This window comes from Streptococcus suis (genome assembly GCF_046032515.1).
Lineage (GTDB): Bacteria > Bacillota > Bacilli > Lactobacillales > Streptococcaceae > Streptococcus > Streptococcus suis_AL.
On sequence record NZ_JARQPJ010000005.1, the window covers coordinates 76,379 to 95,066 of the forward strand.

At 45.7% G+C, this 18,688-nt stretch carries 15 protein-coding genes; 12 read left to right on the forward strand and 3 right to left on the reverse strand.

Features of this window, described 5'->3' with window-relative positions; genetic code table 11:
- Positions 1–107: 107 nt before the first annotated feature.
- On the forward strand, positions 108–1,967 hold the full coding sequence (locus tag P7J49_RS03805; protein ID WP_408569491.1) for a proline--tRNA ligase: 1,860 nt from the start codon (positions 108–110) through the stop codon (positions 1,965–1,967).
- A gap of 158 nt (positions 1,968–2,125) precedes the next feature.
- Here P7J49_RS03805 and sohB read toward each other — a convergent pair whose 3' ends face one another.
- Both sohB and P7J49_RS03815 read right to left on the reverse strand, forming a co-directional pair.
- A complete protein-coding gene (gene sohB / locus P7J49_RS03810) occupies positions 2,126–3,136 on the reverse strand; it encodes a protease SohB (protein ID WP_408555126.1) in 1,011 nt (336 codons plus the stop codon).
- 62 nt (positions 3,137–3,198) lie between these two features.
- The gene (locus tag P7J49_RS03815; protein ID WP_032499340.1) at positions 3,199–3,327 is read right to left on the reverse strand and encodes a hypothetical protein; all 129 of its coding nucleotides are present in this window, start codon (positions 3,325–3,327) and stop codon (positions 3,199–3,201) included.
- Between the two features lie 82 nt (positions 3,328–3,409).
- On the opposite strand from P7J49_RS03815, the gene P7J49_RS03820 reads away from it, so the two are divergent.
- From P7J49_RS03820 to P7J49_RS03860, 9 genes are all read left to right on the forward strand, one after another.
- Positions 3,410–7,801, forward strand: coding sequence for a PolC-type DNA polymerase III (locus tag P7J49_RS03820; RefSeq protein WP_408569493.1), 4,392 nt, complete (start codon positions 3,410–3,412; stop codon positions 7,799–7,801).
- 144 nt (positions 7,802–7,945) lie between these two features.
- The gene (locus P7J49_RS03825; RefSeq protein WP_408569494.1) at positions 7,946–8,548 is read left to right on the forward strand and encodes a nitroreductase family protein; all 603 of its coding nucleotides are present in this window, start codon (positions 7,946–7,948) and stop codon (positions 8,546–8,548) included.
- Positions 8,549–9,137: 589 nt separating this feature from the next.
- A complete protein-coding gene (locus P7J49_RS03830; RefSeq protein WP_408569496.1) occupies positions 9,138–10,379 on the forward strand; it encodes an aminopeptidase in 1,242 nt (413 codons plus the stop codon).
- A 377-nt stretch (positions 10,380–10,756) separates the two neighbouring features.
- The gene (locus P7J49_RS03835) at positions 10,757–10,990 is read left to right on the forward strand and encodes a GlsB/YeaQ/YmgE family stress response membrane protein (protein WP_024377350.1); all 234 of its coding nucleotides are present in this window, start codon (positions 10,757–10,759) and stop codon (positions 10,988–10,990) included.
- A gap of 384 nt (positions 10,991–11,374) precedes the next feature.
- The gene (locus tag P7J49_RS03840) at positions 11,375–12,937 is read left to right on the forward strand and encodes a 2-isopropylmalate synthase (protein WP_408569498.1); all 1,563 of its coding nucleotides are present in this window, start codon (positions 11,375–11,377) and stop codon (positions 12,935–12,937) included.
- An 8-nt stretch (positions 12,938–12,945) separates the two neighbouring features.
- The gene (gene leuB, locus P7J49_RS03845; RefSeq protein WP_408569499.1) at positions 12,946–13,998 is read left to right on the forward strand and encodes a 3-isopropylmalate dehydrogenase; all 1,053 of its coding nucleotides are present in this window, start codon (positions 12,946–12,948) and stop codon (positions 13,996–13,998) included.
- Positions 13,995–15,386, forward strand: a complete 1,392-nt coding sequence (leuC, locus tag P7J49_RS03850) for a 3-isopropylmalate dehydratase large subunit (RefSeq protein WP_105104734.1) — start codon at positions 13,995–13,997, stop codon at positions 15,384–15,386. The genes leuB and leuC overlap by 4 nt, the downstream gene beginning before the upstream one ends.
- A complete protein-coding gene (gene leuD / locus P7J49_RS03855) occupies positions 15,386–15,979 on the forward strand; it encodes a 3-isopropylmalate dehydratase small subunit (RefSeq protein ID WP_002942096.1) in 594 nt (197 codons plus the stop codon). The genes leuC and leuD overlap by 1 nt, the downstream gene beginning before the upstream one ends.
- A gap of 339 nt (positions 15,980–16,318) precedes the next feature.
- Positions 16,319–17,104 (forward strand): L-threonylcarbamoyladenylate synthase, encoded by a 786-nt coding sequence (locus tag P7J49_RS03860; RefSeq protein ID WP_044690305.1) that lies wholly within the window; start codon positions 16,319–16,321, stop codon positions 17,102–17,104.
- A 61-nt stretch (positions 17,105–17,165) separates the two neighbouring features.
- Here the strand turns inward: P7J49_RS03860 and P7J49_RS03865 are convergent, their stop codons facing one another.
- A complete protein-coding gene (locus tag P7J49_RS03865; RefSeq protein WP_408569501.1) occupies positions 17,166–18,026 on the reverse strand; it encodes a helix-turn-helix domain-containing protein in 861 nt (286 codons plus the stop codon).
- A gap of 191 nt (positions 18,027–18,217) precedes the next feature.
- On the opposite strand from P7J49_RS03865, the gene P7J49_RS03870 reads away from it, so the two are divergent.
- Positions 18,218–18,343, forward strand: coding sequence for a hypothetical protein (locus P7J49_RS03870; RefSeq protein ID WP_332412592.1), 126 nt, complete (start codon positions 18,218–18,220; stop codon positions 18,341–18,343).
- 42 nt (positions 18,344–18,385) lie between these two features.
- On the forward strand, positions 18,386–18,673 hold the full coding sequence (locus P7J49_RS03875) for a lactococcin 972 family bacteriocin (RefSeq protein ID WP_044673292.1): 288 nt from the start codon (positions 18,386–18,388) through the stop codon (positions 18,671–18,673).
- Positions 18,674–18,688: the final 15 nt, after the last annotated feature.

An 18,688-nucleotide genomic window follows, 5' to 3' on the forward strand; every position in this document is an offset into this window, starting at 1 on the left:
ACAAAAGCTAAAAACCTAGTAAAAAAGACCAATCGCCTTGTGCCGATAGGCACTGCGTTGATTGCCTATTTTTATACGGTTTTCTTGACGCTTTTGTATCTTAAATTATGAAACAGTCTAAAATGATTATCCCTACTTTGCGGGAGATGCCTTCGGATGCGTCGGTGATTAGCCACGCTTTGATGTTGCGTGCGGGTTATGTCCGTCAGATTTCTGCTGGTATTTACAGCTACTTGCCATTGGCTAACCGTGTGATTGAAAAAGCAAAAAATATCATGCGTGAGGAGTTTGATAAGATTGATGCTATTGAATTTTTGGCACCAGCTCTCTTGTCAGCGGACATTTGGCGTGAGTCAGGTCGTTACGAAACATATGGCGACGACCTCTACAAGCTCAAAAACCGCGAAGGTTCTGACTTTATCTTGGGTCCAACCCACGAAGAAACGGTGACTCTTTTGGCGCGTGATGCAGTCCAGTCTTACAAGCAGTTGCCGCTCAACATCTACCAAATCCAGCCAAAATACCGTGATGAAAAACGTCCTCGTAACGGTCTTCTCCGTGGTCGTGAGTTCATCATGAAAGATGGCTACAGCTTCCATGCTAGCTATGAGAGCTTGGACCAGACCTACGATGACTACAAGGCGGCTTACGAGGCGATTTTCACCCGTGCAGGCTTGGAGTTCAAGGCTATCATCGGTGACGGTGGTGCCATGGGTGGTAAGGATAGCCAGGAGTTTATGGCTATTACACCAGACCGTACTGACCTGGACCGTTGGGTTGTCTTGGACAAATCGGTTGCTTCTTTTGAAGAAATCCCAGAGGATGTTCTTGAAGCGATCAAGGCAGAACTCTTGGCTTGGTCTGTGTCTGGTGAAGACACCATCGCCTACTCTAGCGAATCAGGCTACGCTGCCAACCTAGAAATGGCAACTAGCGAATACAAACCAAGTACAGCAGTTGTCGTCGAAGAAGAATTGGTTAAAGTAGCGACGCCAGATGCCAAAACCATCGACGAAGTTGCTGCCTTCTTGAATGTTGCGGAAGAGCAAACCATCAAAACCATGCTCTTTATGGCAGACGGTGAGCCAGTTGTTGCCCTCCTTGTTGGCAATGACCAAGTGAACGATGTCAAATTGAAAAACCACCTCGGAGCAGATTTCTTTGATGTAGCGGGCCAAACGGATGCTGAAAAAATCTTCGGTGCAGGTTTTGGTTCCCTTGGACCAGTCGGCTTGCCAGAAAACATCAAGATTATTGCAGACCGCAAGGTGCAAGATGTGAAAAATGCTGTTGTCGGTGCCAACGAAGACGGTTTCCACTACACAGGTGCCAATGCGGGACGTGATTTCCAAGTGACTGAGTATGTGGATATTCGTGAAGTCAAGGAAGGGGAGCCTTCTCCAGATGGACACGGGGTTCTCAACTTTGCCCGTGGTATCGAGATTGGTCACATCTTCAAACTCGGTACACGCTATTCTGACAGCATGAATGCCAACATCTTGGATGAGAATGGTCGTTCTATGCCGATTATCATGGGATGCTACGGAATCGGTGTTAGCCGCCTCTTGTCAGCCGTTCTTGAGCAACACGCTCGTCTCTTTGTTAACAAGACACCAAAAGGCGAATACCGTTACGCCTGGGGCATCAACTTCCCTAAAGAATTGGCACCGTTTGATGTGCATTTGATTCCAGTCAATGTCAAAGATGAAGAAGCAATGGCCTTGACCCAATCAATCGAAGCGAGCTTGGTCGGTGCAGGTTATGAAGTATTAACTGACGACCGTAACGAGCGTGTCGGCGTTAAGTTCTCTGACAGTGACTTGATTGGCTTGCCAATCCGCGTGACTGTTGGTAAGAAAGCAGCTGATGGCATCGTTGAAGTGAAAATCAAGGGTACAGGTGATACTGTGGAAGTCCATGTGGACCAACTCCTTGAAACCCTTCAAATCCTTACAAAAGAAAATTAGAAAATAAAAAGAGTTTGCAATGTGAACTGTTTCGTCTTAGATGTGATATCCAGGATGAAGAGTACAGTTCCTGCAGACTCTTTTTCTATGTATTTTTGGGGGTTGACTAGTCCCTACACTCAATTAATATCAAAAGAAAGTTGCGTTTTCTAAGAGCATTAACGGATGTCACTAGATTTGTTGACTAGTTTTAGGAGGAGGTTGGACAGGCTGGTTTCGACTTGGACACCGATTTGGTTGATCAGTGATTTCTTTTCTTCGTATTTGACCAAGAGGACCTGTTTTTCGTGAATCTGACCTAAAATCAAATCATCACTAGTAGTGATTTCATCAACTAGGTGGACTTTTTTGGCACTTGTGCCGTACCAAGTTTCGCCAGTGCTAACCTGTTCGATATCTAGGATAGGACGATTTTCTGAGACAAATTCTTTGAATAGAGCGTGAACATCGTTTAGTTCTTCTTGGAATTTTTCTTTGCCTTCTGGTGTATTCTCTCCTATAACGGTAAGGGTTCGTTTGTACTTACCAGCAGTCATGACATCTACATCAATCTCATGTTTTTTCAGTAGGCGATGGATATTAGGGATTTCTGCGACGACACCGATAGAGCCGACGAGGGCAAAGGGAGCGGCAACGATTGTGTCAGCGACAGAAGCCATGAGATAGCCTCCACTAGCCGCAACCTTATCGACTGCGATGGTCAGAGGAATTTGCTTATCTTTTAGTCGGAGGAGTTGAGAGGCACCAAGGCCGTAACCGTAGACGGAGCCACCTGGACTCTCTAAGCGGAGCAAGACCTCATCTCCTTGACTAGCCAAGGTCAGGATGGCAGTGATTTCTTCGCGGAGGTTGTCGACTTGCTTGGCTTGGATATCTCCTTCAAAGTCCAAGACAAACAAGCGTTTGACAGGGTCCTCCGTTTCTTGTTCTGAGCTTTCTTGATCTCGCTCTTCTTGTAGCTTTTTATAAGCCTTTTTGTCCAATAGTTCCTTTTCAAACTGTTCCTGTTGTTCCAATAGCTTTTCAGACAGGTCTGTGATAGTGACTTGTCCATCCGGCTTTTTAGACTTTATTTTTGTTGAAAGGACTAGAAAGAGGAGGATGGCAAGGAGGAAGGTCACTACTTTGAGGAAAAAGATGCCGTACTCAATGAAAATTGTTTCCCACATACTGATTGTCTCCATGTATTTTTAAACTGATTGTATCATAAATAGGCAATTCCTTTCAATTCCTACCTTGATTTGTCGGCATAATCATAAACTAATACTCTTCGAAAATCAAAATCAGTCGTTGTTGACTTGATTTGATGAACTTCAGTTCTATCTGCATCTGCGTCGCCTAGTCTGTTTTTGATTTTCATTGAGTATAAAACCTCATCTAGTCCAAGAAAAAATCTTCCATTTATGGTAAAATGTTTCTAACAAACTACAAAGGAAATGGTCATGTCAGATAAGTTTCAACTCTTGCTTCAACAAATCGGGATGCCTCTTGATGCCCAGCAATCAGGGGCTTTTTCGACTGCAACGATTGAGAAAGTGGTCTTGCACAAGGTCAGCAAACTCTGGGAATTTACCTTCCGTTTTGAAACCCCCTTGCCGCTCATGGACTATCAACTCTTCAAGGCTCGTTTGGCGACGGAGTTTGAAAAGGTGGGCAATAAGATTCAATTTTCTATTGTCAGTGATGCGGAAGCCTTTGAAGCTGGTTTGGTAGAAGCCTATTATCCAGAAGCCTTTACGGAAGATTTGTGCCAGAGTGCAGGCTTCAAGGCTCTTTTTCAGCCATTAGAGGTGACTTATAGAGATGGTGTTTTGTGGATAAAAGGTCCTGAAACCATTGACACAGATCATTTTCGGAAGAATCATCTGCCAAATCTTGTGGAGCAATACAAGCGATTTGGTTTTGGCACTCTTGCGGTGGACATTGAAGTTTGCCAGGAGATGACGCAGCAGCAGGCTGCGGCCTTCCATGCGCAGAATGAGGAAATTTACCAGCAGGCTAATGAGGAAAATCTGGCGGCCCTTGAACAACTAGCTCAAATGGCACCGCCACCAGAGGCAGCTCAGCCATTTGTCCCTGAATATAAGAAAAATCGTCCTGCCAAGGTCAATATCGAAAAGGCTGAGATTACGCCTATGATTGAGGTGGATAGCGAGGAGAACCGGATTGTCTTTGAGGGACTGGTCTTTGAGGTCGAGCAGAAGACGACCAAGACGGGACGGGTCATTATCAACTTTAAGATGACCGACTATACTTCGTCCTTCACCTTGCAGAAGTGGGCTAAGAATGAGGAAGAGGCCCAGAAGTTTGATATGGTCAAAAAGGGCAACTGGTTGCGGGTGCGAGGGAATGTGGAGACCAATAATTTCACTCGTGATTTGACTATGAACGTGCAGGAAGTCCAAGAGGTCAAGAAGGAAATTCGTAAGGACCTCATGCCGGAGGGTGAGAAACGGGTGGAGTTCCATGCCCATACCAATATGTCTACTATGGATGCCCTGCCTGCCGTTGAAGACTTGGTGGCGCGTGCGGCTGCCTGGGGACACAAGGCGGTAGCCATTACCGACCACGGCAATGTCCAGTCCTTCCCCCATGGCTATCATGCTGCCCGTAAAGCTGGGATTAAGCCGCTCTTCGGGATGGAGGCTAATATCGTTGAGGACTCGGTGCCGATTGTCTATAATGAGGCAGATGTGGTCTTGTCCGATGCGACCTATGTGGTCTTTGACGTGGAAACGACCGGTCTTTCTGCGGTTAATAACTCTCTGATTCAGATTGCGGCGTCTAAGATGCACAAGGGTAATATCATTGCGGAATTTGATGAATTTATCGATCCAGGTCATCCTCTGAGTCAGTTTACGACCGAGTTGACGGGGATTACAGATGAGCATGTGCGTGGTTCTAAACCTCTGGAACAAGTCCTGCGTGAGTTTCAAGATTTCTGTCAGGATTCCGTCATGGTTGCCCACAATGCGACCTTCGACGTTGGTTTCATGGATGTCAACTATGAACGTGCCGGCCTGCCGACTATCAGTCAGCCAGTCATTGATACTCTGGAATTTGCACGCAATCTCTATCCTGATTACAAACGGCACGGTTTGGCGGCCTTGACCAAGCGATTTGGCGTTGCGCTGGAGCACCACCACATGGCCAATTACGATGCGGAGGCAACGGGTCGCCTGCTCTTCATCTTCCTAAAAGATGCTCTGGAGAAGCACAATTTGACCAATCTCAACCAGCTAAATACGGAGCTGATTGCGGAGGATTCCTATAAGAAGGCTCGTGTCAAGCATGCCACGCTCTATGTGATCAATCAGGTTGGTTTGAAAAATATGTTCAAACTGGTCTCTCTTTCTAATACCAAGTATTTTGAGGGAGTTCCACGTATTCCACGGACCGTTCTCAATGCCCATCGTGAAGGCTTAATATTGGGAACAGCCTGTCAAGAGGGCGAGGTCTTCGATGACTTGCTCTCCAAAGGGATAGATGAAGCGGTTAAAACGGCAGCTTATTATGATTTTATCGAAGTTATGCCACCTGCCCTCTATGCTCCCATGATTGCCAAGGAGCAGTTTAAGGACATGGCAGAGATTGAAGAGACGATCAAGCAGTTGATTGAGGTCGGGCGCAGGGCAGGTCTGCCAGTTCTGGCGACAGGAAATGTCCACTATATTGACCCAGAAGAAGAGATTTATCGGGAAATTATTGTTCGTGCCCTAGGTCAAGGGGCACCAATTAACTGGACCATCGGAAATGGGGAGAATGCCCAGCCAGCTCCACTGCCTAAGGCTCACTTTAGAACGACCAGCGAGATGTTGGACGAATTTGCCTTCTTGGGAGAAAGTCTGGCGCGTGAGATTGTCATTACCAATCCCAATGCCATGCTCGACCGTTTTGAAGATGTTCAGGTAGTCAAGACCGACCTCTACACGCCTTATATTGAGAAAGCCGAGGAAACGGTTGCGGAATTGACCTATCAAAAAGCCTTTGAAATTTATGGCAATCCTCTGCCTGATATTATTGACCTGCGAATTGAGAAGGAATTGACCTCCATTCTGGGTAATGGCTTCGCCGTGATTTATCTGGCTTCGCAGATGTTGGTGCAACGGTCAAATGAGCGGGGCTACCTAGTTGGTTCACGGGGGTCTGTCGGCTCCAGTTTCGTTGCCACCATGATTGGGATTACCGAAGTAAACCCTATACCTCCTCACTATGTCTGTCCAAATTGCCAGCACAGTGAATTTATCACAGATGGTTCCTATGGTTCAGGTTTTGACCTGCCAGACAAGGATTGTGAAAAGTGTGGGACCAAGTATAAAAAAGATGGACAGGACATTCCTTTCGAAACCTTCCTTGGTTTCGATGGAGACAAGGTTCCTGATATTGACTTGAACTTCTCAGGGGATGACCAACCGTCTGCCCATTTGGATGTTCGGGATATTTTCGGGGAGGAAAATGCCTTCCGTGCAGGAACGGTAGGTACGGTAGCTGCTAAGACTGCCTATGGTTTTGTCCGAGGCTATGAGCGGGATTATGGCAAATTCTATCGAGATGTGGAAGTAGAGCGGTTGGCTGCTGGCGCGGCAGGTGTCAAACGGACGACTGGTCAGCACCCAGGGGGAATTATCGTATTCCCTGACTACATGGATGTCTATGACTTTACGCCTGTTCAGTATCCTGCCGATGATGTGACGGCCAATTGGCAGACCACCCACTTTAACTTCCACGATATTGATGAGAACGTCTTGAAACTTGATGTTCTGGGACACGATGATCCGACCATGGTTCGCAAGTTGCAGGATTTGTCAGGCATTGATCCGCAGACCATCCCTGCTGATGACAAGGGAGTGATGGCCCTCTTTTCTGGTACGGAAATTCTGGGAGTTACCCCAGAGCAGATTGGGACACCGACAGGTATGTTGGGTATTCCTGAATTCGGAACCAACTTTGTACGGGGGATGGTGGAGGAGACCAAACCGACCACCTTTGCAGAACTCTTGCAGCTGTCTGGTCTATCCCACGGTACAGACGTATGGTTGGGCAATGCCCAGGACTTGATTAAGGCAGGAATTGCCGACCTATCCACCGTTATCGGTTGTCGGGATGACATCATGGTTTACCTCATGCACGCAGGTTTGCCACCTAAGATGGCCTTTAACATCATGGAACGGGTGCGGAAAGGCATGTGGCTCAAGATTTCCGAGGAAGAGCGAAATGGCTATATCCAAGCCATGAAGGATAACAAGGTGCCAGACTGGTACATCGAATCCTGTGGAAAAATCAAGTACATGTTCCCTAAAGCCCACGCGGCTGCATACGTTATGATGGCCTTGCGGGTTGCTTATTTCAAGGTTCATCACCCACTTTACTACTATTGTGCTTATTTCTCTATTCGTGCCAAGGCCTTTGATTTGGCGACCATGTCTGGTGGTTTAGATAAAGTCAAGGCCAAGATGGAAGAAATTGCCCTCAAGAAGAAAAACAACGAAGCCTCAAACGTCGAACAGGACCTTTATACCACGCTTGAGTTGGTCAATGAGATGCTGGAACGTGGTTTCAAGTTCGGTAAATTGGACCTTTACAAGTCCCATGCGACTGACTTCTTGATTGAAGAAGACACCCTCATCCCACCATTTGTCGCTATGGATGGTCTGGGAGAGAACGTAGCCAAGCAGGTTGTGGCGGCGCGTGCAGAGGGAGAATTCCTCTCTAAGACAGAACTCCGTAAGCGTGGTGGACTGTCAGGTACGCTGGTCGAAAAAATGGATGAAATGGGCATTCTCGGTAAAATGCCAGAGGATAACCAGCTCAGTCTCTTTGATGATTTGTTTTAAACTTGTTCACTGTTTCTTTTGGAAGCAGTGAATTTTTTTTATAAAAAGAAATCAAAACTCTTGACTAATATTTTTGATAGGTATATAATCTCTACATAGTGATAAAAACTACTATGTAGTAACAATAAGAAAAGAGGAAATCCTATGTCAAACTTTGCAAAACTTCAAGAAACTCGTCGTTCTATCTATGCACTTGGTAAAGAATTGCCAGTATCAAACGAAGAAGTAGTAGCACTTGTAGAAAAGGCCATGAAAGAATCTCCATCAGCTTTCAACTCACAATCAAGCCGTGCAGTTGTACTTTTCGGTGCTGAATCAGATGCTTTCTGGAACGAAATTGCCTGCAGCGAATTGGAAAAAGTAACACCTGCAGAGGCTTTTGAAGGCACAAAAGGTCGCTTGGCTGGTTTTGCAGCTGGTGCTGGTACTATCTTGTTCTTCGAAGACCAAGATGTGGTCAAAGGCTTGCAAGAAAGCTTCCCACTTTATGCTGAAAACTTCCCAATCTGGTCTGAGCAAGCTCACGGTATCAACTTGTACGCAGTATGGTTGGCTTTTGCTGAGAAAAATATCGGCATGAACGTACAACACTACAACCCATTGGTTGACGCACAAGTGGCTGAAAAATACGGCATTCCAGCTAACTGGAAACTCCGTGCCCAAGCACCATTCGGTAGCATCGCAGCTCCAGCAGCTGACAAAGACTATATGGCGGATAGTGACCGTGTAAAGGTTTTTGGTAACTAGTAAAGTTTACAGTTTGCTTTATTACGTCGGCGGTTGAGGGCTGGGCAAAAAGCCCGGCGCCACTTCTCAGAGTTCGTACCAACATCTCAGCGCAGTGGTTGATTGGCAGATTTGTTCGTGTCTTACACTCCAAATCTGACCTAATCAACTGTGCGGGGGTGAGAAGACGAACTCTTTTTTAGACCAGTCGAGTTCTTTCTCACTCCCTATTTCCAGCTTCAAACACTCCACTGGATTGTTTGAACTCGCTTCGGCGTACGTTACGAGCGTTACTTACTATCGTAAGTAAGATTTCCAACCTTCAACAGTCACTACTCTGACTGTTGAAGCAGCCTACAGCTGTTGACACGAACTTCGTTCGTTTCATCCCCAAGCTTCAACTGTCTCCCAGACAGTTAGAGCTAGTACTAAATGCAAACTGAAAACTTTACCCTGCAAAAATTGGAAATATCCGTTATCAGCTTACCTTGGTGAGTGTAAGACTGTTGGATAGAATCTGAAACTTCCTGTTTGTGCAGGAAGTTTTTTTGTCAGCCCAGCTTCAAAATATGATACAATAATCTAGTATTACATTTCAAAGGAGAAGAATATGGTATTACCAAATTTTAAAGAAAATCTCGCTAAATATGCTAAACTCTTGGTTTCAACAGGTATCAATGTGCAACCTGGTCACACGGTGCAGTTGACAATCAGTGTGGAACAGGCTGAGTTGGCTCGTTTGATTGTCAAAGAAGCTTACGCTCACGGTGCTAAGGAAGTCTTGGTCAATTGGTTGGACGATGTGATTGCTCGTGAGCGTTTGGTCAATGTTGATGTGGAACTCTTGGAACAAGTTCATCCACAACGCATCACTGAAATGAACTACCTCTTGGAGCGTAAGGCCAGCCGTTTGGTTGTCTTGTCAGAAGATCCAGGTGCTTACGATGGCGTTGATCCAGAGAAATTGTCTCGCAACGCTCGTGCACTCAGCCAGGCTTTGAACCCAATGCGGCAAGCATCTCAAGCTAACAAAATCAGCTGGACACTCGGTGCAGCCTCTGGTTTGGAATGGGCTAAAAAAGTCTTTCCGAATGCAGCGTCTGACGAAGAGGCAGTGGACCTCCTTTGGGATCAAATCTTCAAGACTTGCCGTATCTACGAGGAAGATCCAATCAAGGCTTGGGAAGAGCACGAAGCACGCTTGGTGGCTAAGGCTAAGGTCCTTAACGACGAGCAGTTTGTCAAATTGCACTACACAGCTCCTGGCACGGACTTGGTGCTTGGTATGCCGAAAAATCACTTGTGGGAAGCGGCTGGATCGATCAATGCCCAAGGTGAGCACTTTATTGCCAACATGCCAACAGAAGAGGTCTTCACAGCACCTGACTACCGTGTGGCAGATGGCTATGTGACTTCAACAAAACCACTCAGCTACAACGGTAACATCATCGAAGGCATCAAAGTAACCTTTAAAGATGGTGAAATCGTGGACGTGACGGCTGAAAAAGGCGATGAAGTCATGAAGAAATTAGTATTTGATAATGCTGGTGCACGTGGTCTTGGTGAAGTTGCCCTTGTTCCAGACAAGAGCCCAATCTCTCAATCAGGTGTAACTTTCTTCAACACCCTCTTCGATGAAAATGCCTCAAACCACTTGGCGATTGGTCAAGCTTATGCCTTCTCTATCGAAGGTGGTACAGAAATGAGCCAAGAAGAGCTCAAAGAAGCAGGCCTTAACCGTTCTGATGTCCATGTGGACTTCATGATTGGTTCAAACAAGATGAACATTGACGGTATCCGTGAAGACGGCACTCGTGTGCCAATCTTCCGTGACGGTGAGTGGGCAATCTAATGATATTTGAATGAATCTGGGCAAAAAGTCCAGCATCGCTTCTCAACGTTAGTGTCAACATCTCAGCGCAGTGGTTGATTGGCTTTAACAGTCCAGTGGACTGTTAAAGGTTGGAGATAAGATTTGCGAAGCAAATCTCAGCAATTCGTGTTTTGCACTCCCAATCTGACCATTACGACTATTGCGAACAAAGTTCGCTCTATTTCCAACCTCAAAAGGTTCACTGAACCTTTTGAGCTGTGTGGGGGTGGGAGTGAAACAGTCTGGGGATAGACTGTTTCAGGTCAACAACTGGAAATATGGACTTGTTGATGAACTCTTTTTGACCTAGTCGAGTTCTTTCCCACTCCCATTTTGTAAATAAGGAGGAATATAAGATGTTAGCAAGTATTATCGCGGGAGCCATTATTGGCTTGATTGCCGGAGCCTTGACCTCATCAGATGACCGTCGTGGCTGTCTGGGAAATATCATCCTTGGACTTGCAGGTTCATGGATTGGACAGTTACTCTTTGGTGATTGGGGACCACAATTTGCTGGTATGGCTCTGGTACCGTCAGTCTTTGGAGCAGTATTGCTAGTGGCTATTTTTTCAAGTTCTAGACGGAATTAATATGAATTGTAAGACCAGACTTCTGATGAGGTTTGGTTTTATTTGTGGAGGAATTTGCGTAAATTGCTCTATTGTTCGGATTTTTCAGAAAATTTCCATTTTTCTGTTGACAAGTGAAAAAAAGTACGTTATCATGGAAAACAAGTAAAACACAGAGAGGAAAAGTCAAATGAAACCTGTCACTACAAAATTCTTTGCTTTGTTGTTGCGACGGTCGGGCTAGTGCACTAGGTAGCATTAGTCCTGTTTGGCTTACCAAGCGGGCGCTGTTGACAACATCTCGCGGGTAGTAATCCTCGAGGTGTTTTCTTTTATTTGGTTTGCTTAGAAAACTAAGAAAGAGAACTAAATATTTACGTTAGGCTTATTTAGAAAGGTATTCTTATGCGTGTGATTGAATTTTTAGATACAACTTTGCGAGATGGTGAACAGACGCCAGGTGTGAATTTTTCTATCAAGGAAAAAGTGACCATTGCCAAGCAGTTGGAAAAATGGGGAATTTCTGCCATTGAAGCGGGTTTCCCAGCGGCTAGTCCTGATTCTTTTGAAGCGGTTCGTCAGATTGCAGCGGCGATGACCAAGACGGCTGTGACAGGTTTGGCACGGTCAGTCAAATCAGACATTGATGCTTGTTATGAGGCTCTTAAAGATGCCAAGTATCCGCAGATTCATGTTTTCATTGCTACCAGTCCCATTCACCGTGAATTTAAACTGCAAAAGTCCAAAGAAGAAATTTTGGCGCAAATCACTGAACATGTCAGCTATGCGCGTGAGCGATTTGACGTAGTCGAGTTTTCTCCAGAGGATGCGACACGGACGGAGTTGGATTACTTGCTAGAAGTTGTGCAGACAGCGGTAGATGCTGGTGCGACCTACATCAACATTCCAGATACAGTCGGCTTTACAACTCCTCAGCATTACGGAGAAATATTCCGTTATCTAACGACCAATGTTAAATCGGATCGTGAGATTATTTTCAGTCCCCATTGCCATAATGACCTAGGTATGGCTGTTGCCAATACCCTATCGGCCATTAAAAATGGAGCTGGTCGGGTAGAGGGAACCATCAACGGTATCGGTGAGCGAGCAGGGAATGCGGCCCTTGAAGAAGTAGCTGTTGCCCTTGAAATTCGGAAAGATTTTTACGATGTGACCAGTCCGATTGTCCTAAAGGAAACGCTCAATACTTCGGAATTAGTATCTCGCTTTTCTGGGATTGCCATTCCGCGCAATAAGGCGGTGGTTGGTGGCAATGCTTTCTCTCACGAGTCAGGTATCCACCAAGATGGTGTCTTGAAAAATCCATTGACTTATGAAATCATTACACCTGAGTTGGTAGGGGTCAAGAAAAATTCTCTGCCACTGGGTAAACTATCTGGTCGCCATGCCTTTGTGGAAAAACTAAAGGAATTGGATTTGTATTTTGAAGAAAGTGATATCGCTGGTCTCTTTGCTCGCTTTAAAAATCTGGCGGACAAGAAAGAAAAAATTACGGACGCAGATATTCGTGCCTTGGTAGCTGGGACTGAAATTAGCAATCGTGATGGTTTCCAATTTAAAGATTTGCGTTTGGATAGTCAGTCTGACGGAAGTATTCAGGCTCAGGTCATCTTTATCAATCAGGATGGGGAAGAAGTGGTTGTTGTGGAGTCAGGCAAGGGTTCGGTTGAGGCTGTCTTTAATGCTATTGACCAATTCTTCCACCAAGAAATTAGCTTGGAACGCTACCATATCGACGCCATTACCGATGGAATTGATGCCCAAGCGCGTGTGCTTGTCGCCGTAGAAAACAAGGCAACGGAAACCGTCTTTAACGCCTCTGGTATTGACTTTGACGTATTGAAAGCTTCTGCAATTGCCTATATTCATGCCAATATCATGGTGCAAAAAGAAAATAGTGGTCAGATGGATAAGAAACTATCTGAGAAGGACATGCCCCACATCTAGGAGGAAATATGACGAAAAAAATTGTAGCCTTGGCTGGTGATGGAATCGGTCCTGAAATTATGGAGGCTAGCCTAGCAGTCCTCGAAGCTGTTGCTGGGCAAGTAGGATTTGATTATGAGATTGAGGAGAGAGCTTTTGGTGGCGCTGGTATTGATGCGGCTGGCCATCCTCTACCAGATGCTACCTTACAAGCCTGCCGTCAGGCGGATGCGATTTTGTTAGCAGCTATCGGTAGCCCTCAATATGATGATGCGGCGGTCCGTCCAGAACAAGGTCTTCTTCAACTTCGGAAGGAATTGGGTCTCTTTGCCAATATCCGTCCGGTGAAAATTTTTAATAGCCTGAAAGACTATTCTCCTCTGAAGGCCGACCGGCTGGATGGTGTGGATTTGGTCATGGTACGGGAGTTGACAGGCGGGATTTATTTTGGAGAGCACATTCTGGAGACAGACCAAGCCAGCGATAGCAATACCTATCAGGCAGAAGAGATTGAACGGGTTGTCCGCTCTGCCTTTGACCTAGCCCAAAAAAGACGAAAAAAAGTCACCAGCATTGATAAACAAAATGTACTGGCGACGTCAAAATTATGGCGTAAGGTAGCGGATGAGGTGGCTAAGGACTACCCAGATGTGGTCTTGGAGCACCAGTTGGTGGATAGCGCAGCCATGCTCTTGATTACCAATCCTAGTCGATTTGACGTCTTGGTGACGGAAAATCTTTTCGGAGATATTTTGTCGGATGAGGCCAGCGTATTAACAGGGACGCTAGGGGTTCTGCCTTCTGCTAGTCATGCGGTAGCAGGTCCCAGTCTTTATGAACCTATTCACGGTTCGGCACCAGATATTGCCAGTTTGGGCATTGCCAATCCTGTCAGTATGATTCTATCTGTTGCCATGATGCTGGAAGAAAGTTTTGATTTGGTCCAAGCTGGTCAAACCATTCGCCAAGCCGTTGAAGCGGTCTTTACACAGGGGATTTTTACTAAAGATCTAGGTGGTACTGCCTCTACCAAAGAAATGACAGCGGCTATTATTGAACAGCTTGAAAGGAGGTCACCATGAGTGGCAAATCCATTTTCGATAAGCTCTGGGATCGCCATGTGATTACAGGTCAGGAAGGACAGCCTCAGCTCCTCTATGTTGATCAACATTATGTCCACGAGGTGACCAGTCCCCAGGCCTTTCAAGGATTGAGGGATACAGGGCGACCTGTTCGGCGGCCAGACTTGACCTTTGCGACTTTTGACCACAACGTGCCAACCGTTGATATTCACAATATCCGTGATGTCATTTCCAAGGCTCAGATGGATGCCTTGGCTAAGAATATAGAAGATTTCGGCATTCCCCACGCAGCCCACGGTTCGGAACATCAGGGGATTGTCCACATGGTTGGACCAGAAACAGGCAGGACCCAGCCAGGTAAGTTCATTGTCTGCGGAGATAGCCATACAGCGACTCACGGAGCATTTGGAGCTATTGCCTTTGGGATTGGTACTTCCGAAGTGGAGCATGTCCTGGCTACCCAGACCATTTGGCAGGTCAAACCTAAGCGACTCCTAGTGGAGTTTGTCGGTCAGGCGCAAAGAGGCGTCTATGCCAAGGACTTTATCCTGGCTCTGATTGCCCGCTACGGCGTGGATTGTGGTCTGGGTCATGTGGTGGAGTTTGCTGGTCCAGTCATCGACCGACTCAGTATGGAAGAGCGGATGACCATCTGCAATATGTCCATTGAGTTCGGCTCCAAAATGGGCATCATGGCTCCAGACCAGACCACCTTTGACTACCTGCGAGGTCGGGAGTGTGCACCAGCGGACTTCGATGCGGCGGTGGCAGACTGGAAGGAGCTCTACTCGGATGCGGACACCGTCTATGACAAGCACCTGGTCCTTGATGTGTCAGACTTGGCACCCATGGTCACTTGGGGGACCACACCTGCTATGGGGGTTAGCTTTGACGAAATCTTCCCAGCCATCCGTGACCACAACGACGAGCGGGCCTACGCCTACATGGATTTGGCTCCAGGCCAAAAGGCTGCGGACATTCCCGTTGGCTATGTCTTCCTAGGCTCCTGTACCAATGCTCGCCTCAGCGATTTGCAGCTGGCAGCTAGGATTGTTAAGGGGCGGAAAATAGCAGAGCAGGTTACGGCTATTGTCGTACCAGGCAGTCGCCCTGTCAAGCGAGCTGCAGAAAAGCTTGGTCTAGACAAGATTTTTATGGAGGCTGGTTTTGAGTGGCGGGATCCAGGTTGCTCCATGTGTCTGGGTATGAATCCAGACAAGGTCCCTGCGGGTGTCCACTGCGCCTCTACAAGTAATCGAAACTTTGAAGACCGACAGGGCTTTGGGGCCAAGACCCACTTGTGTAGTCCTGCTATGGCTGCCGCAGCTGCGCTTTATGGACGATTTGTTGACACTAGACAGCTAGATATTCTCAAGGAGGGAGTCTAATGCACCAATTTACCACATGGACAGGGACGACTGTTCCGCTCATGAATGATAATATTGACACCGACCAGCTCCTGCCCAAGCAGTTTCTCAAGCTGATTGACAAAAAGGGCTTCGGCAAGTATCTGCTCTATGCTTGGCGGTACTTGGATGATAACTACACGGACAATCCTGATTTCATTCTCAATCAGCCTGAGTATCAAGGCGCTAGTATCCTCATATCTGGGGATAACTTCGGAGCAGGTTCTTCTAGGGAACACGCTGCTTGGGCTCTGGCAGATTATGGCTTCAAGGTCATCATTGCAGGCTCCTTTGGGGATATTCATTACAACAATGACCTCAACAATGGGATTCTGCCTATTATCCAGCCCAAAGAAGTCAGGGACCAACTAGCTCAGCTGGCTCCTGACCAAGAAATCACGGTTGACTTGGCAGATCAGTTGATACGGACGCCTTTTGGGGAATTCCCATTTGACATCGAACAGGACTGGAAACATAAGTTGCTCAATGGCTTGGATGATATTGGTATTACCTTACAGTATCAGGATTTGATTGCTGAGTATGAGGGGAATCGCCCAAGCTACTGGCAAAACTAGAGTCTTTCATTTTATCTTTTATTACTGCGACGAACGAGGAAACTCCGTTTCCCTATTTCCAACTTCAAATAATTTCATCATTATTTGAACTCGCTTTGCCGTACTTTACAAGCGTTACTTACTATCGTAAGTATGATTTCTAAACTTCAACAGTCACTACTCTGACTGTTGAAGCTGTCTGCAGCTCGTTGATACGAACAATGTTCGTTTTATCTCCAACCTCTAACTGTCTCCCAGACAGTTAGAGCTAGTACTAAAAGTAAACTGAAAGACTTCTACGAAATATTAGAAAACAAGCAGTTCGCTCTGCTATGAAACAAAAGAAAAGAGGAAACTATTATGACGAAACAAATTCACTGGGATGGAGCACTTTCACAAGAAGGTTTTGACATTATCAAGGGTGAGGGGGGCGTGATTGTCTGCCCGACTAAGGTTGGTTACATCATCATGACATCTGACAAGGCTGGTTTGGAACGGAAATTTGATGCCAAAGAGCGTAAGCGTAATAAGCCGGGCGTGGTCCTTTGTGGTAGCATGGAGGAGCTTCGTGAGTTGGCGCAGTTGACTCCTGAGATTGATGCCTTCTACCAAAAACATTGGGATGAGGACATTTTGTTAGGTTGTATCCTGCCGTGGAAACCAGAGGCATATGCCAAGTTGCAAGCTTACGGCGATGGTCGTGAAGAGTTGATGACCGACGTTCGTGGTACTTCTTGCTTTGTTATCAAGTTTGGCGTGGCTGGCGAGCAGATTGCCAAGGAAATGTGGGAAAAAGAAGGCCGTATGGTCTACGCTTCATCTGCTAACCCGTCAGGAAAGGGAAATCGTGGTAAGGTAGAAGGTATCGGTGAGCGAATCGCTTCTAAGGTGGACTTGATCATCGAGGCGGATGATTATGTGGCTTCTATCCAGCCAGATAAGACCGTTGAAACCCGATATGAGCAAGGGGTTATGGTGTCAATGGTAGACAAAGATGGTAAACTGATTCCAGAACAAGGTGCAGATAGCCGTTCTATCAGCCCATGCCCAGTTGTCATCCGTAAGGGTCTGGACATCGATAAAATCATGATGCACTTGTCTGACCATTTCAACTCTTGGGACTATAGACAAGGTGAATACTATTAAGATATAAAGTAGAACGATCCGAAAGGGTCGTTTTTTCGTACATAAAAAACTGACCGAGATTTCAGTCAGTTTGGTGCTGTTTGATAAGTGATTTGAGGTTGTCGACTATCCTTTTCTCGTCTGTCAGTTCTAAGATTTGTAACCCTTTGTCAATTAGTTCCTGCTTGTTTTGGGTTATACCTAGATAGACATAGGCACGGGCTAGTTGGTCATAGCGTTTTTCTTGCTTGGCTAGTTCCATGAGTTTGGTAGCAAAAAAAGTAGACTTGCTGTACTGTTTTTGTTCCAAGAAAAAATAAGAAAGTGATCGATAATGTGACAGTATAGTGGGTTGAATTTTCTTGTAATCCTTGTATTTTTCCAATCGTTTAAGAAGAAGATTGGCAGTTTCTTCAAGGCTATCAAGGGAAGAAATCTTAGACAGAAGAGTGCCGACCAAGATAATATCGTTATGATACCAGTTATCGTATCTTTCTAGTTGGGACCAGAGGAGTTTGGACAGGGTTTCAGCCTCGTCGGAAAGTTGATTGAAAGAAATACTGTTTCGAACTGCTACTACAGTTTCTAAAAGTTGACATTTTCGACGGATAGGAACATCATCTGGTTCTTTATTTAAGTGGTCTTGGCAACGCTTTATCAAATCCTCCAAGGTCTTCGTGGTCGGATTTCTGAGATTATCAATATCATAGAGTAACTGTTGGCGTTGGCTGGGCTGATAGTAGTTACAGAGGTATTCAAACTCCTCGAAGGTCATATCCACTTGCTTGAGCAAGAACCGCATGAGCTCATAGCTAGGAATGTTCTGATTTTTCTCAAAACGTGACAAGGTCGCCCGATTGAGATAATCCCCACAAATCTGCTCCTGACTCAAACGTTTACTTTCCCGAATGCTCTTATAAACGCTTCCGTAATCCCACCGCATAACCTACTCCTTGTAAAATGTGATTATTTGCAACAAAACGAATTAACTTTATAAAAATAGTATATCATAATAATAGAAAATATACAGAGATTTCTATCAGGTAGAAAGGAGAAAAGGAAGAACGGAAACGATATTCTTGGTAGGAATTGAGGTATACAAGAAAAATCCCGTCAGAGAGGAGGAAGGGAAGGATGAAAAAGAAGGTTGCATACTTGACAATCGTTATATTGGTCTTACTTATCTCGATCATTCGCACTTTTGGTCTGCCGGAAGAAGATATCTACGAAACCCAACCGGCAACTCATCTGGTGGGGTAGGATGTACTTTTGGTTAGTAGAAATAGAAAGAAGGAAAATATCATGAAAAAATCATTCGCTTTACTCGGTGCTATTTTAACAATGTTTACAGTGATTCCAACAGTAGCGGCTTGGACACAATATCCTGATGGAGGCGTTTGGGCTTATGGTTATAGAAGTGGAGAGGCATATTCAAACTACTACCATGGAAAAAAATATCATTATTCCTCTGTAATTAGTCGTAAAGATGCTGATTCTTCAAGAGGTGAAGCGGAAGCTACTAAAACATCCTATGCAACTATTAAAATCGTAAAGGATGAGAAAGCAGCTTTCTACTATGACTATGATTAAGTTGGTAATTTAACA